A 13566-nucleotide genomic window follows, 5' to 3' on the forward strand; every position below is an offset into this window, starting at 1 on the left:
TCATGGGCGCCGGGCCTTCACCTACTGGACGGGCTCGGCGACCTGCTCGTGCGTGAGCAGCCCGCCGTTGATCTCACGCAACGCGATCGACAGCGGCTTCTCCTGCACGCCGGTCTCGACCAGCGGGCCGACGTACTCCAGCAGGCCCTCGCCGAGCTGGGAGTAGTAGGCGTTGATCTGGCGCGCACGCTTGGCCGCGTAGATGACCAGGCTGTACTTGGAGTCGGTGGCGGCGAGCAGCTCGTCGATCGGGGGATTGGTGATGCCGATCGGGTTGGCGACAGTGCCGGCCACGGGGGAACTCCAGACGTTGCTCGGACAGAGCCGTGCTCAGAAAACAGGCCTGCTCAGGAAGGGATCCCGAGCAAGGCTACCAGCCGGTCCGCCGCCGCCTCGACGTCGTCGTTGACGACCACCACGTCGAACTCGTGCTCGGCGGCCAGCTCCGTCCGGGCCCGCTCGAGCCGGTCCCGCACCTTCGCCGGGTCCTCCGTTCCGCGGCCGACGAGCCGGCGGGCCAGCTCGTCGACGGAGGGCGGGGCCAGGAAGACCAGCTGCGCGTCGGGCAGCTGGGCGCGGACCTGCCGGGCGCCGTGCAGGTCGATCTCGAGCAGAACGGGCGCGCCTGCAGCGAGCTGTTCCTCCACCGGCCGACGCGGGGTGCCGTACGACGCGCCCATGTGGGCGTCGTGCTCGAGCAGCTCGCCGGCCACCACCATCCGGTCGAACTCCGGCTGATCGACGAAGAAGTACTCCACGCCGTTGCGCTCCCCCGGCCGGGGCGGGCGCGTGGTCACGCTGACGGACAGCCAGACGCCGGGGTGTCGGGTGCGCAGCACGCGCACGACGCTGCCCTTGCCCACGCCGGAGGGACCGGACAGGACGGTGAGACGACCGCTCAAGAGCTGCTGAACTCCCGGACCAGTGCCTGGCGCTGCTTGCTGCCGAGGCCGCGCACGCGCCGCGACGGGGAGATCTCGAGCCGCTCCATGATCTTCTGGGCACGTACCTTGCCGACCCCCGGCATCGCCTCCAGCACGGCGACGACCTTCATCTTCCCGATCACCTCGTCGGTGTCGCCGTCGGTGAGCACGTCGCCCAGGCTGGTCCCGCTGGACTTCAGCCGGACTTTTAGCGCGGCCCGCGCCTTGCGCGCAGCGGCGGCCTTCTCCAGGGCGGCGGCGCGCTGCTCGGGAGTCAGGGGCGGCAGCGGCACGCGGTTCACCTCGGGATTCGGCTGAGCAGGACGACGGGAACCTAGCGGCGAGGGGCGGTCGGGGCAACGTGCCGTCGCCCGGTCGGCTCAGCGCTGCGGCAGGGCGGCAGCGATCCGGGCGGCCGCGGCGCCCGGATCGGCGGCGCCGGTGATGGGACGGCCGATGACCAGCAGGTCGGCGCCGGCGGCCAGCGCCCGCTCCGGCGTCGCGACGCGCGCCTGGTCCTGGGCATCGCTGCCTGCGGGCCGCACACCTGGGGTGATGAGGGTCACCCCGGGGCCGACCTCGCGCCGGACGGCCGCCACCTCGTGCGGCGAGCAGACCAGCGCGCCGGCGCCGGCGGCCACGGCGAGGGCCGCAAGACGGCGGACGGCGTCGGTCGACGGGCCGGCCAGCCCGATGGCCTCCAGCACGCTGTCGCTCATCGAGGTGAGGACCGTGACGGCGGCGATCGTGACGCCCTCGGCCGCCTCGACGGCGGCACGGACCATGTCGGGCCCGCCGCTGGCGTGCACGGTCAGGTAGCGCGGCTTCAGCCGGGCGACCGACTTCGCTGCCCCCGCAACGGTGTTGGGGATGTCGTGCAGCTTCAGGTCGAGGAACAGCTCGGCCCCTGATGCGCCGCGCACGCTGTCGACGATCGACGGCCCGGTGCGGCAGAACAGCTCCAGTCCGACCTTGACGACCGCGACGTGCGGAGTGACCGCGCGCGCCCAGCGGGCGGCCGTCTCGGCGTCGGGGGCGTCCAGGGCCACGGCGATGGGCGCTCTCATGTCTGCTCCTCGTAGGCGTCGGCGAACCCCCGGCTCGCGGGCAGGCCGCCCGGCGGGTCGTCGCCGGGCGCACCGTCGCCCGGCGGGTCGTCGCCAGGCGGGTCGTGCGCCTCGGGCACCGACGGCTCCGGGGCGCGGTGGGCCAGCCCCACCACGTCGGACAGCCGCGCGATGCCGCGGTCGGCCAGCGCCCGTTCGAGCTCGGCGAGCACCCGCAGGGGCGCGGTGGGGTCGCCGAAGACCGTCGTCCCGACGCTGACGGCACTGGCACCGGCGAGCAGGAACTCGAGGGCGTCGAGGCCGGTACGGATGCCGCCCATGCCCAGGATCGGCACGTCCGGCAGCGCGGCGTGGACCTGCCAGACGCAGCGGACCGCCACCGGGCGGATCGCCGGGCCGGACAGGCCGCCGGTGACGCCGGCCAGCGCCGGGCGCATGGTCGTCGTGTCGATCACCATGCCCAGCAGGGTGTTGATGACCGACAGCCCGTCGGCGCCGGCCTCGACGCAGGCCCGCGCGACGGCCGTGATGTCGGTGACGTCGGGGCTCAGCTTGGCGAACACGGGGGTCGCCTCGGGTGTGTTCCAGCGCACGGCCTCGACGACAGCGGAGGCGGCCTGCGGGTCGCAGGCGAAGACCTGGCCGCGGTCCTCCACGTTGGGGCAGGAGATGTTGACCTCGATCATCGAGACCGCCGGGGAACCGCGCAGCCTGCGGGCGAGCACGGCGTAGTCCTCGACGCTGCCGCCCGCGATCGACACGACGGCCCGGGCGCCGCGGCTCGCCAGCCAGGCCAGGTCGTTGTCCAGGAAGGCGTCGATGCCCGGCCCCTGCAGGCCGATCGAGTTGAGCATCCCGCTCGGGGTCTCCGCCATCCGCGGGGTGGCCCGTCCGGATCGTGGCACCTTCATGATCGACTTCGTGACGACGCCGCCGAGCAGCGTGACGTCGAAGAACTGGTCCAGCTCCCAACCGGCGGCAGCGCATCCGGACGCGGTGAAGACCGGGTTGGGGAAGTCCACACCGGCCAGCCGCGTCGTCATGTCGATCACGTGTGGCCGCCTGCGGTAATCGCCCCGACGGTGTCGGGCGGCACCGTCCCGAGCTCGTCCCAGCGCACCCGGTCGCCGAGGAAGACCGGCCCCTCGACGCATGAGCGGACCATCCGGGTCAGGCCGTCGTCACCGACGACCGGCAGCACACAGGTCATGCACACACCGATGCCGCAGGCCATCGACTCCTCCACCGCGACCTGGCAGGGGATGGCCCGCTCCGCCGCGAGGTCGGAGACCGCCCGCAGCATCGCCATCGGCCCGCAGGTGTAGACGAGGTCGGTCCGGGATCTGTCGAACACGCCGGGCAGCACGTCGCTGACCCGGCCGGGTTGGCCGATCGAGCCGTCGTCGGTCGTGACCGTGACGGAGTCGCCCAGCCGCTTGGCGTCGAGGAAGCCGAACAGCCGGTCGGCGCTGCCGGCACCCAGCACGATGTCGACCCGGCAGCCCCGCTCACGTAGCGCCGCGGCCAGGGGCAGCAGCGGGGCACTGCCGTAGCCACCGCCGACGAGCGTGACGCTGACGGGATTCTTCGGCAGCCGGAAGGGCTTGCCGAGTGGACCCACCACGTCCAGGTCGTCCTGCGGCCGGCGGGCCGACAGCCAGGCGGTGCCCTTGCCGTGCACCGCGAAGACGAACTCGACGGTCCCGCCGTAGACGCCGCGGTCCTTGACGTCGTAGATGGCGAACGCGCGGCGCAGCAGCATGCTGGACTCGGGCCCCCCGACCTGCACGGCCACGAAGTGCCCGGGACGCGTGAGCGCCGGTATGCCGGGCGCGACGACGGTCATCGCCTGGTAGGCGCCGACCCGCTTGATGCTCAGCACCTCGCCGGTGACCTGCAGCGGCATCAGGGACGCTCCCCGGTGACGCCCGGCGAGGGCGGGACCGCAGCGCCGCCCCGCATCAGCCGGTGGTGCTCCTGCAGCGACCGCACCCCGATGTCGCCCCGGATCAACGCCTCGATCCCCTGTACCGCCGCGGCGGCGCCCTGCACCGTCGTGATGCACGGCACGCCGCGGGCGACGGCGGCGGTGCGGATCTCGTAGCCGTCCTTGCGCGCGCCGACACCGAACGGGGTGTTGAGGATCAAATCCACCTCGCCGGCCAGGATCAACGGGACGACATCGTCGCCCTTGCCGTGCGAGTGCTTGCCGACCACCGTCGCCTCCACGCCGTTGCGCCGCAGCACCTCGGCCGTGCCCTCGGTCGCCAGCACCTCGAAGCCCAGGTCGGCCAACCGCTTGACGGGGAAGAGCACCGCGCGCTTGTCCCGGTTGGCGACGCTGACGAAGACCCGTCCCTTGGTCGGCAGCTCGCCGTACGCGGCGGCCTGGCTCTTGGCGTAGGCGGTGCCGAAGACCCGGTCGATGCCCATCACCTCGCCGGTCGACTTCATCTCCGGGCCGAGCACGGTGTCGACGCCCTCACCGGCGGCGGTCCGGAAGCGGCCGAACGGCAGCACCGCCTCCTTCACCGAGATGGGCGCGCCGTAGGGCAGATCCGCACCGTCACCGCTCCCCGGCAGCATCCCCTCGCCGCGCAGGTCGGCGATGGTGGCGCCGAGCATGATGCGGGCCGCGGCCTTGGCGACCTGCACCGCCGTGGCCTTGCTGACGAACGGCACGGTTCGGCTGGCTCGCGGGTTGGCCTCGAGGACGTAGAGCACGTCGTCCTTGAGGGCGTACTGCACGTTCAGCAGCCCCCGCACGCCGACGCCCGCGGCGATGCCGAGGGTGCTGGCACGGATCCGCTCGAGGTCGGTGCGACCCAAGGTGACCGGCGGCAGCGCGCAGGCCGAGTCGCCGGAGTGGATCCCGGCTTCCTCGATGTGCTCCATGATCCCGGCGAGGTAGAGCTCGCTCCCGTCGTAGAGTGCGTCGACGTCGATCTCGACGGCGTCCTCGAGGAACCGGTCGACCAGTACCGGTGCGTCCGGGCCGATGTGCGTGGAGCGGGAGACGTAGTCGACGAGCATCTCGTCGGTGTAGACGATCTCCATGCCGCGGCCGCCCAGGACGTACGACGGGCGGACGAGAACCGGGTAGCCGACCCGCTCGGCGATCTCCTTCGCCTCGTCGTAGGAGCGGGCCATGCCGTACTTCGGGGCCGGCAGGCCGGCGGCGGTGAGCACGTTGCCGAAGGCGCCGCGCTCCTCGGCCAGGTGGATGGCCTCCGGGCTGGTGCCGACGATCGGCACGCCGCAGTCCTTCAGCTCCTGCGCCAGGCGCAGCGGCGTCTGGCCGCCGAGCTGCACGATGACGCCGACCAGCTCACCGCCGCCCTGGCGGGCCGATTCCTGCTCGGCGGCGACGACCTCGAGCACGTCCTCGACGGTCAGCGGCTCGAAGTAGAGGCGGTCACTGGTGTCGTAGTCGGTGGAGACGGTCTCGGGGTTGCAGTTGACCATCACCGTCTCGAAGCCCGCGGCGCTGAGGGCGAAGGACGCGTGCACGCAGGCGTAGTCGAACTCGATGCCCTGGCCGATGCGGTTCGGGCCGCTGCCCAGGATGAGCACCTTGCGCTTGCCGCTCGGCGCCACCTCGGTCTCCTCGTCATAGGACGAGTAGTGGTAGGGCGTTTCGGCCGCGAACTCCGCCGCGCAGGTGTCGACGGTCTTGTAGACGGGACGCACGCCGAGGGCGTGCCGCGCCTTGCGGACGTCGAGCTCGGTCAGTCCGCGGACCGCGGCGATCTGCTTGTCGCTGCAGCCCATCCGCTTCGCCGCACGCAGCAGATCGGCATCCAGGCCAGCTGCCTGCTCGAGCTTCTCGCGCAGCTCGACCAGACTCAGCAGCTGGTCCAGGAACCACGGGTCGATCCGGGTGGCCTCGAAGACCTGCCCGGGGGTGGCGCCCAGGCGCAGCGCGCGCTCCACGGTGAGCAGCCGCAGGTCGTGCGGCACCTTCGCCAGTTCCAGCGCGTCCTGCGCGGTGCCGGGCGGGTCCGGCTCGAGCCAGAACTGCGACGGCGACTGCTCGAGTGAGCGCATCGCCTTCTGCAGCGCCTCGACGAACGACCGGCCGATCGCCATCGCCTCGCCGACCGACTTCATCGTGGTGGTGAGGTGCGGGTCGGCACCGGGGAACTTCTCGAAGGCGAAGCGCGGGATCTTCACCACGACGTAGTCCAGGCTCGGCTCGAAGGCCGACGGGGTCTCGCGGGTGATGTCGTTGGGGATCTCGTCGAGGGTGTAGCCGATGGCGAGCCGGGCCGCGATCTTCGCGATGGGGAACCCGGTCGCCTTGGACGCCAGCGCGCTGGAGCGCGAGACGCGGGGGTTCATCTCGATGACGACGAGGCGGCCGTCCTCGGGGTCGACCGCGAACTGGATGTTGCAGCCGCCGGTGTCGACACCGACCGCCCGGATGATGTCGATCGCCAGGTCGCGCATGCGCTGGTACTCGCGGTCGGTCAGCGTCATCGCCGGCGCCACGGTGACCGAGTCGCCGGTGTGCACGCCCATCGGGTCGAGGTTCTCGATCGAGCAGATGACGACGACGTTGTCGTTGCGGTCGCGCATCAGCTCGAGCTCGTACTCCTTCCAGCCGAGGATCGACTCCTCCAGCAGGACCTCGGTGGTGGCGCTGGCGTGCAGGCCTCCCCCGCCGATCCGGCGCAGGTCCTGCTCGTCGTACGCGATGCCACCGCCGGCACCGCCCATGGTGAAGCTGGGCCGCACCACGACCGGGTAGCCGAGCTCGTCGACGCCGGCGAGCAACTCCTGCATGGTGTGGCAGACGACGCTGCGCGCGCTCTCGCCGCCCACCTGTTCGACGATGTCCTTGAACGCCTGGCGGTCCTCCCCCCGGCGGATCGCGTCGACATCGGCGCCGATCAGTTCGACGTCGTACTGCTCGAGCACGCCTGCCTCGTGCAGCGACATCGCGGCGTTCAGCGCGGTCTGCCCACCGAGGGTGGCCAGCAGCGCGTCGGGCCGCTCCTGCTCGATGACCTTGGTGACGTACTCCGGCGTGATCGGCTCGAGGTAGGTGGCATCCGCGAACTCCGGGTCCGTCATGATCGTGGCCGGATTGCTGTTGATCAGGGTGACCCGCAGCCCCTCGGCCTTCAGCACCCGGCAGGCCTGGGTGCCGGAGTAGTCGAACTCCGCGGCCTGCCCGATCAGGATCGGACCGGAGCCGATGACCAGGATGTGCTTCAGGTCCTCGCGCTTCGGCATCAGGCCTCCATCAGCTTCGTGAACTGCTCGAACAGGCCGGTCGCGTCGTGCGGTCCGGGTGCCGCTTCGGGGTGGTACTGGACGCTGAACGCCCTGGCATCGAGCAGGTCGAGGCCCTCGACGACGTCGTCGTTGAGGTCGATGTGACTCACCACGACCCGGCCGTACGGTGTGTCGATCGGGCTGCCATCGGCCGGCGCGTCCACCGCGAAGCCGTGGTTGTGGCTCGTGACGTGCACCCGGCCGGTCTCGAGCTCCTGCACGGGCTGGTTCACGCCGCGGTGGCCGTAGCGCAGCTTGTAGGTGCCGAGCCCGAGAGCGCGGCCGAGGATCTGGTTGCCGAAGCAGATGCCGAACAGCGGCACACCGGCCTCGAGCACCTGCTGGGTCGCCGCGACGGGCCCGTCGGTGGTCGCCGGGTCGCCGGGGCCGTTGGACAGGAAGACACCGTCGGGACGGAGCGCGAGCAGCTCCTCGCCCGTGCTGGTGGCGGGAAGGACGTGCACCTCGACCCCGCGCTGCGCCATGTAGCGCGGCGTCGCAGCCTTGATGCCGAGATCGAGGGCAGCCACGGTGAAGCGCTTCTCGCCCACCGCGGGCACAACGTAGGGCTGGTCCGTCGTCACCTCGTGGGCGAGATCGGCGCCCTCCATCGGCGGGCTCTGCCGGACCCGCTCGACGAGGCCGTCGGCGTCGGCGAGGTGGTCACCGCTGAAGATGCCGACCTTCATCGCGCCGCGCTCGCGCAGGTGGCGGGTGAGGGCGCGGGTGTCGACACCGGAGATGCCGACGACGCCCTGACCCTCGAGCTCCTCGTCGAGCGGACGGCGGCTGCGCCAGCTGCTCGGGATCCGGCTCGGGTCGCGGACGACGTACCCGGAGACCCAGATCCGCGCGGACTCCGGGTCCTCGTCGTTGACGCCGGTGTTGCCGATGTGCGGGGCGGTCATCACGACCACCTGCTTGTGGTAGCTGGGATCGGTGAGCGTCTCCTGGTAGCCGGTCATGCCGGTGTTGAAGACTGCCTCGCCGAAGGTCTCCCCGACGGCGCCGTACGCCGAGCCGCGGAAGGTGCGGCCGTCCTCCAGGACGAGCAGGGCGGGGGTCATGCGCCCGACCCGTCCTGAGCGCCGACGGTCGTCATGCTGAGTTGCGCAGTCACTGGGTTACCTCTGTCGGGCGTAGCTGGGACCTGATGGCGTCGGCGAGCACCGCGTGCCGGTCGTGCTCGTCGGCGCGGAAACCGCTGGTGAGCAGGCGGCCGCCGAGGCGCCAGTCGACGAGCAACAGCCCGTCGGTGCCGACCATCTTGCCGGCCAGCGCGTCGCCGGTGCCGGCCGCGGAGATCGCCGAGTAGGGCAGGAAGAGGTCGGGCAACCCCTCGCGCTCGACGTGCACCCCATCGGTGGCGACCAGCAGCTCGCCGGCCGCGCGGTGGGCCAGGCCATGGACCGCGACCCGGTCGAGCCAGTCGTCGACGAACGTGGTGCCGACGAACACTCCGGGAGTGGCCGGGACCAGCGTGTCGCCCCGCACGACCGGTGCCGGCGGCGGCGGCGGGAGGTCACCTTGGCGTCGCTGGCGGCTCCGCCAGCCCTTGAGCATCAGCAGATAGATCAGGGCGACGAGCAGCAGCATCCCGAGGGTGAGCGCTGCCCTGTCCGGGCTCATGCGCTCCGCCCGTCGAGCACGGTCGGTGTCCCGCGCAGGAAGGTGGCCACGACGCGGGAGGGCAGCTCGTGACCGGCGAAGGGCGTGTTGCGGCTGCGGCTCGCGGACTGCGCCGGGTCCACCGTCCAGCGCGCGCCGAGATCGACCAGGCAGAGATTGGCCGGTTCACCGACCGCGATCGGGCGGCCGTGCTCCTCCAGTCGGCCGATGCGGGCCGGCGTCGTCGACAGCCGCTCGGCAACCGAACGCCAGGACAGTCTGCCGGGCTCGACCATCGTCTGCACCACGACGGCCAGCGCCGTCTCGAGTCCGGTCATGCCGAAGGCCGCGGCACCCCACTCGGCCTCCTTGTCCTCCAAAGCATGCGGGGCATGATCGGTCGCGACGCAGTCGATCGTGCCGTCGGCCAGTCCTTCGCGCAGCGCCTCGACGTCGGTCTTCGTGCGCAGCGGCGGGTTGACCTTGAAGACCGGGTCGTAGGTGCCGGCCAGGTCGTCGGTGAGCACCAGGTGGTGCGGGGTGACCTCGGCCGTCACGTCCCAGCCGTGGCCCTTGGCCCAGCGGATCAGCTCGACGCTGCCGGCGGTGCTGACGTGGCAGACGTGCAGCCGGCCGCCGACGTGGGCCGCAAGCAGGCAGTCGCGCGCGATGATCGCCTCCTCGGCGACCGCGGGCCAGCCGGTCAGCCCGAGCAGGCTGCTGTTGACGCCTTCGTTCATCTGCGCGCCGACCGTCAGCCGCGGCTCCTGCGCGTGCTGCGCGATGACGCCGCCGAAGGCTTTGACGTACTCCAGCGCCCGGCGCATCAGGCTCGCGTCGCTGACGCAGTGCCCGTCGTCGGAGAAGACCCGCACCCGGGCGGCGCTGTCGGCCATCGTGCCGAGCTCGGCCATCTGCTCGCCCGCGAGCCCGATCGTGACTGCACCGACCGGTGCCACGTCGCAGTGTCCCGCGTCGCGGCCGAGCCGCCACACCTGCTCGACCACACCCGCGGTGTCGGCCACCGGGTCGGTGTTGGCCATGGCGTGCACGGCCGTGAAGCCGCCGAGGGCCGCCGCGCGGGTGCCGGTCTCGACCGTCTCGGCGTCCTCCCGGCCGGGCTCGCGCAGGTGGGTGTGCAGGTCCACCAGACCGGGGAGCAGCACGCCGGACTGCCCGTCGTACGGCTGGCTGTCGCCGGCGGACAGGCCGGAGCCGATCTCGACGATCCGCCCGTCGGCCAGCCGCAGGTCGACGGGATCGCCTTCTCCGTAAGCCTTGACGTTTCTCAACAGGAAACTCATGCGTTGTCGCTTCCGATCGCGGGCTCGGCGCCGCCGAGCAGGAGGTAGAGGACGGCCATCCGCACGCTGACGCCGTTGGCGACCTGGTCGACGATGGTGGAGCGCAGCCCGTCGGCGACCTCGGCCGCAATCTCCATGCCGCGGACCATCGGCCCGGGGTGCATGACGATCGCGTCATCGGACAGCTGCTTCGCGCGGCGAACGTCGAGGCCGTAGCGACGGGCGTACTCGCGGGTGCTCGGGAAGTAGGCCGCCCCCATACGTTCGCGCTGCACCCGCAGCATCATCACGGCGTCGCTCTTGGGCAGCACCGCGTCCAGGTCGTAGGACACCGCGCACGGCCAGGCCTCGACACCCATGGGCAGCAGCGTGGGCGGCGCGACGAGGGTCACCTCCGCGCCGAGGGTGGACAGCAGCAGGACGTTCGAGCGGGCCACCCGGCTGTGCAGGATGTCACCCACGATGGTCACCTTCAGGCCCTCGACCCGGCCGAGGCGCTGGCGCATCGTGTAGGCGTCGAGCAGCGCCTGGGTGGGGTGCTCGTGAGTGCCGTCACCGGCGTTGATGACCGAGCCGCGCAGGAACCGGCTCAGGTTGACCGGGGCGCCCGACCAGGAGTGACGGATGACGACGGCGTCGGAGCCCATCGCCTCCAGCGTCAGGGCGGTGTCCTTCAGCGTCTCGCCCTTGGACACGCTGGAGCCCTTGGCGCTGAAGTTGATGACGTCGGCGGACAGCCGCTTGGCGGCGAGCTCGAAGCTGGTGCGGGTGCGGGTGGAGTCCTCGAAGAACAGGTTGACGACCGTGCGGCCGCGCAGAGTCGGGAGCTTCTTGACCGTGGCGCGTTCGGTGAGCTGGGCCAGCTCGGTGGTGGTGTCGAGGACGAGCGTGGCGTCCTCGAGGGTGAGGTCGGCGGCCGAGAGCAGATGGCGCTTCACGCGTCGCGCCGCTCGAGATCGGCGGGCCCGAGCAGGACCGCGTCGCGGCCGTCGTCCTCGGTGAGCATCACGTGGACGGTCTCCCTCAGGGAGGTGGGGATGTTCTTGCCGACGTAGTCGGCCCGGATCGGCAGCTCGCGGTGACCCCGGTCGACGAGGACCGCCAGCTGGACGACGCGGGGCCGGCCGAGGTCGGCCAGCGCGTCGAGAGCGGCCCGGACGGTGCGGCCGGAGAACAGCACGTCGTCGACCAGGACGACGAGCTTGTCGTCGATGCCGCCGGAGGGCAGGTCGGTCTCCTCCAGCGCGCGGGGACTCTTCAGGCGCAGGTCGTCGCGGTAGAGGGTCACGTCGAGGCTGCCGGTCGGCAGGGCGAGCCCCTCGAAGGCATGCACCCGCGCAGCCAGCCGGCGGGCCAGCGTCGTGCCACGGGTGGGGATGCCGAGCAGGACGACATCGGCGCCCCCGCGGGTCTTCTCGAGCAGCTCGTGGGCCATCCGGTCGACGGCGCGACCGACCTCGGGACCCTGGAGCACGGGCCGGGCGGCGGCGGGATCGCCCGTGACCGGGCGTGGCTGGGCAGCCGACATGCGGAGCCTCCTTCCCCGCCTCACGGGACGGGCTCGGTGGAGGGATGAACGGTGGTGCTGCTGCTCGACGCTACACCGGCGGGTGGGCACGGTGCCCGGCGGCGCGCCTGCTTGACCCGCCCTTACCCGGCCCGTACCGTGACTGTGCGTAACCAGCAACACAGCGGGTAACCAGCACGTGGCGAGGCAGTGACTCCGGGAGTAGCACGGTCACCGCGTACGAGGCCTCCGGGCTCCGGGCGCTCTCCCGGTCGAGCCAGTGGTGAGACCGACGCCCCGGAACGACCGACGCGGACGATCCGCGCCTGACGACGGGAGCACACAGCATGAGCGACTACGCGAAGTCCCTGGGGGCCCGGCTGCGGGCCATCCGGACCCAGCAGGGGCTGTCCCTGCACGGGGTCGAGGAGAAGTCCCAGGGTCGCTGGAAGGCCGTCGTCGTCGGCTCGTACGAGCGCGGTGACCGGGCCGTGACGGTTCAGCGGCTGTCCGAGCTGGCCGACTTCTACGGCGTCCCGGTCAACGAGCTGCTGCCCGAGGGCCACGCCACGCCGGTGAACGAGCCCGCCGCGCGGCTGATCATCGATCTCGAGCAGCTGTCCTCGGTGCCGGCCGACAAGGCCGCCCCGCTGGCCCGTTACGCCGCGACGATCCAGAGCCAGCGCGGCGACTACAACGGCCGGGTGCTGTCGATCCGCCAGGAGGACCTGCGCTCCCTCGCGGTCATCTACGACGCCTCCCCCGGCGCGCTCACCGAGCAGCTGATCGGCTGGGGCGTGCTGTCCGCCGACGCCCGGCGGGCGATCGAGGTCTGAGCTGGCTCAGACCACCAGGCTGGGCTTGAGCTGGAGCAGCCGGGCGAGCAGGCCGTTGACGAAGCCGGCGCTCTCGTCGGTCGACAGGCTGCCGACCAGCGCGACCGCCTCCGCGACGGCGACGCCGTCGGGTACGTCGTCACACCAGAGCAGTTCGTACGCCCCGATCCGGAGTGCGGCCAGGTCGACCGGCGGCATCCGGTCCAGCGTCCACTCCTCGGCGTACGTCGACAGCAGCTCGTCGATCCGTTCCCGGTGGGTGACCACGCCCTCGACGAGGGTCGCGGCGTACTCCGGCACCGGCGGGTCGCTCTGCGCGAGCCGCTCGCGCAGCGTCGCCATCGGGTCGCCGCCGCGCTGCGCCGCCTCGTAGAGGACGTCGAGCGCCCGCTTGCGGGCCTTGCTCCTGGCCCCCACTAGCCATGCCCGATCAAGAATTCACGCGGCCGAGGTAGCGCCCGTCGCGGGTGTCGACCTTGATCTTCTCCCCGGTGGTCAGGAACAGCGGCACCGAGATCTCGGCGCCGGTCTCGAGGATGGCGGGCTTGGTGCCGCCGGTGGAGCGGTCGCCCTGCAGCCCGGGGTCGGTGTGCTGGACGATCAGCTCGACACTGGCCGGCAGCTCGACGTAGAGCGCCTCGCCCTCGTGCATCGCGACCATCGCCTCCATGTTCTCCAGGAGGTAGTCCTTGACCGTGCCGAGCGTCGTCTCCGGGACGTAGAGCTGGTCGAAGGTGTCCTGGTCCATGAAGACGTAGTCGGTGCCCTCCCTGTAGAGGTAGGTCATCGTGCGCTTGTCGACGGTGGCGACCTCGACCTTGGTGCCGGCGTTGAACGTCTTGTCGACGACCTTGCCGGTCAGCACGTTCTTGAGCGTCGTGCGCACGAAGGCCCCGCCCTTGCCGGGCTTGACGTGCTGGAACTCGTTCACCGCCCACAGGCCGTTGTCGAGGTTGAGCACCATGCCGTTCTTGAGGTCGTTCGTCGTCGCCATTGGTAGTCCGGGGCGCAGTACCGCCGTGGCGGCCTGTTTCCCCTTTC

The 13566-nt window shown here is 71.6% G+C and carries 15 protein-coding genes; 1 reads left to right on the forward strand and 14 read right to left on the reverse strand.

Annotated elements, in window-relative coordinates:
- Nucleotides 1-21: 21 nt before the first annotated feature.
- The 12 genes from rpoZ to pyrR all read right to left on the reverse strand — a co-directional run bounded on the left by rpoZ (nucleotide 22) and on the right by pyrR (nucleotide 11710).
- Nucleotides 22-294, reverse strand: coding sequence for a DNA-directed RNA polymerase subunit omega (gene rpoZ / locus WD794_00850; protein MEX2288858.1), 273 nt, complete (start codon nucleotides 292-294; stop codon nucleotides 22-24).
- Between the two features lie 53 nt (nucleotides 295-347).
- Entirely contained in the window at nucleotides 348-902 is a 555-nt protein-coding gene (gene gmk / locus WD794_00855; protein ID MEX2288859.1) for a guanylate kinase, read from the reverse strand.
- Nucleotides 899-1216, reverse strand: a complete 318-nt coding sequence (gene mihF / locus WD794_00860; GenBank protein ID MEX2288860.1) for an integration host factor, actinobacterial type — start codon at nucleotides 1214-1216, stop codon at nucleotides 899-901. The genes gmk and mihF overlap by 4 nt, the downstream gene beginning before the upstream one ends.
- Nucleotides 1217-1303: 87 nt before the next feature.
- Nucleotides 1304-1990: an orotidine-5'-phosphate decarboxylase gene (gene pyrF, locus WD794_00865; GenBank protein MEX2288861.1), complete on the reverse strand. Its 687-nt coding sequence runs from the start codon at nucleotides 1988-1990 to the stop codon at nucleotides 1304-1306.
- The gene (locus WD794_00870) at nucleotides 1987-3033 is read right to left on the reverse strand and encodes a dihydroorotate dehydrogenase (GenBank protein ID MEX2288862.1); all 1047 of its coding nucleotides are present in this window, start codon (nucleotides 3031-3033) and stop codon (nucleotides 1987-1989) included. The genes pyrF and WD794_00870 overlap by 4 nt, the downstream gene beginning before the upstream one ends.
- 5 nt (nucleotides 3034-3038) lie before the next feature.
- Complete coding sequence (locus WD794_00875; GenBank protein MEX2288863.1) at nucleotides 3039-3896, reverse strand: dihydroorotate dehydrogenase electron transfer subunit; 858 nt, start codon at nucleotides 3894-3896, stop codon at nucleotides 3039-3041.
- The gene (gene carB / locus WD794_00880) at nucleotides 3896-7228 is read right to left on the reverse strand and encodes a carbamoyl-phosphate synthase large subunit (protein ID MEX2288864.1); all 3333 of its coding nucleotides are present in this window, start codon (nucleotides 7226-7228) and stop codon (nucleotides 3896-3898) included. The genes WD794_00875 and carB overlap by 1 nt, the downstream gene beginning before the upstream one ends.
- On the reverse strand, nucleotides 7228-8337 hold the full coding sequence (gene carA, locus WD794_00885) for a glutamine-hydrolyzing carbamoyl-phosphate synthase small subunit (protein MEX2288865.1): 1110 nt from the start codon (nucleotides 8335-8337) through the stop codon (nucleotides 7228-7230). The genes carB and carA overlap by 1 nt, the downstream gene beginning before the upstream one ends.
- 49 nt (nucleotides 8338-8386) lie before the next feature.
- Nucleotides 8387-8899: a transporter gene (locus WD794_00890; GenBank protein ID MEX2288866.1), complete on the reverse strand. Its 513-nt coding sequence runs from the start codon at nucleotides 8897-8899 to the stop codon at nucleotides 8387-8389.
- A complete protein-coding gene (locus WD794_00895) occupies nucleotides 8896-10182 on the reverse strand; it encodes a dihydroorotase (protein MEX2288867.1) in 1287 nt (428 codons plus the stop codon). The genes WD794_00890 and WD794_00895 overlap by 4 nt, the downstream gene beginning before the upstream one ends.
- Nucleotides 10179-11120, reverse strand: coding sequence for an aspartate carbamoyltransferase catalytic subunit (locus tag WD794_00900; GenBank protein MEX2288868.1), 942 nt, complete (start codon nucleotides 11118-11120; stop codon nucleotides 10179-10181). Before WD794_00900 ends, WD794_00895 begins: the two co-directional genes overlap by 4 nt.
- Complete coding sequence (gene pyrR / locus WD794_00905) at nucleotides 11117-11710, reverse strand: bifunctional pyr operon transcriptional regulator/uracil phosphoribosyltransferase PyrR (GenBank protein ID MEX2288869.1); 594 nt, start codon at nucleotides 11708-11710, stop codon at nucleotides 11117-11119. The genes WD794_00900 and pyrR overlap by 4 nt, the downstream gene beginning before the upstream one ends.
- A 326-nt stretch (nucleotides 11711-12036) precedes the next feature.
- On the opposite strand from pyrR, the gene WD794_00910 reads away from it, so the two are divergent.
- The gene (locus WD794_00910; GenBank protein ID MEX2288870.1) at nucleotides 12037-12525 is read left to right on the forward strand and encodes a transcriptional regulator; all 489 of its coding nucleotides are present in this window, start codon (nucleotides 12037-12039) and stop codon (nucleotides 12523-12525) included.
- Between the two features lie 6 nt (nucleotides 12526-12531).
- Here WD794_00910 and nusB read toward each other — a convergent pair whose 3' ends face one another.
- Both nusB and efp read right to left on the reverse strand, forming a co-directional pair.
- Complete coding sequence (nusB, locus tag WD794_00915) at nucleotides 12532-12942, reverse strand: transcription antitermination factor NusB (protein MEX2288871.1); 411 nt, start codon at nucleotides 12940-12942, stop codon at nucleotides 12532-12534.
- Nucleotides 12943-12955: 13 nt separating this feature from the next.
- Nucleotides 12956-13519 (reverse strand): elongation factor P, encoded by a 564-nt coding sequence (efp, locus tag WD794_00920; GenBank protein ID MEX2288872.1) that lies wholly within the window; start codon nucleotides 13517-13519, stop codon nucleotides 12956-12958.
- Nucleotides 13520-13566 lie beyond the last annotated feature (47 nt).

This window comes from Mycobacteriales bacterium, assembly GCA_040902655.1.
GTDB lineage: Bacteria > Actinomycetota > Actinomycetes > Mycobacteriales > SCTD01 > SCTD01.

Coding starts and splice junctions, on each gene's coding strand:
- pyrF (MEX2288861.1), bottom strand. CDS start 1,990: ATGAGAGCGCCCATCGCCGTGGCCCTGGACGCCCCCGACGCCGAGACG.
- WD794_00870 (MEX2288862.1), bottom strand. CDS start 3,033: ATGACGACGCGGCTGGCCGGTGTGGACTTCCCCAACCCGGTCTTCACC.
- WD794_00875 (MEX2288863.1), bottom strand. CDS start 3,896: ATGCCGCTGCAGGTCACCGGCGAGGTGCTGAGCATCAAGCGGGTCGGC.
- carB (MEX2288864.1), bottom strand. CDS start 7,228: ATGCCGAAGCGCGAGGACCTGAAGCACATCCTGGTCATCGGCTCCGGT.
- carA (MEX2288865.1), bottom strand. CDS start 8,337: ATGACCCCCGCCCTGCTCGTCCTGGAGGACGGCCGCACCTTCCGCGGC.
- WD794_00890 (MEX2288866.1), bottom strand. CDS start 8,899: ATGAGCCCGGACAGGGCAGCGCTCACCCTCGGGATGCTGCTGCTCGTC.
- WD794_00895 (MEX2288867.1), bottom strand. CDS start 10,182: ATGAGTTTCCTGTTGAGAAACGTCAAGGCTTACGGAGAAGGCGATCCC.
- pyrR (MEX2288869.1), bottom strand. CDS start 11,710: ATGTCGGCTGCCCAGCCACGCCCGGTCACGGGCGATCCCGCCGCCGCC.
- WD794_00910 (MEX2288870.1), top strand. CDS start 12,037: ATGAGCGACTACGCGAAGTCCCTGGGGGCCCGGCTGCGGGCCATCCGG.
- efp (MEX2288872.1), bottom strand. CDS start 13,519: ATGGCGACGACGAACGACCTCAAGAACGGCATGGTGCTCAACCTCGAC.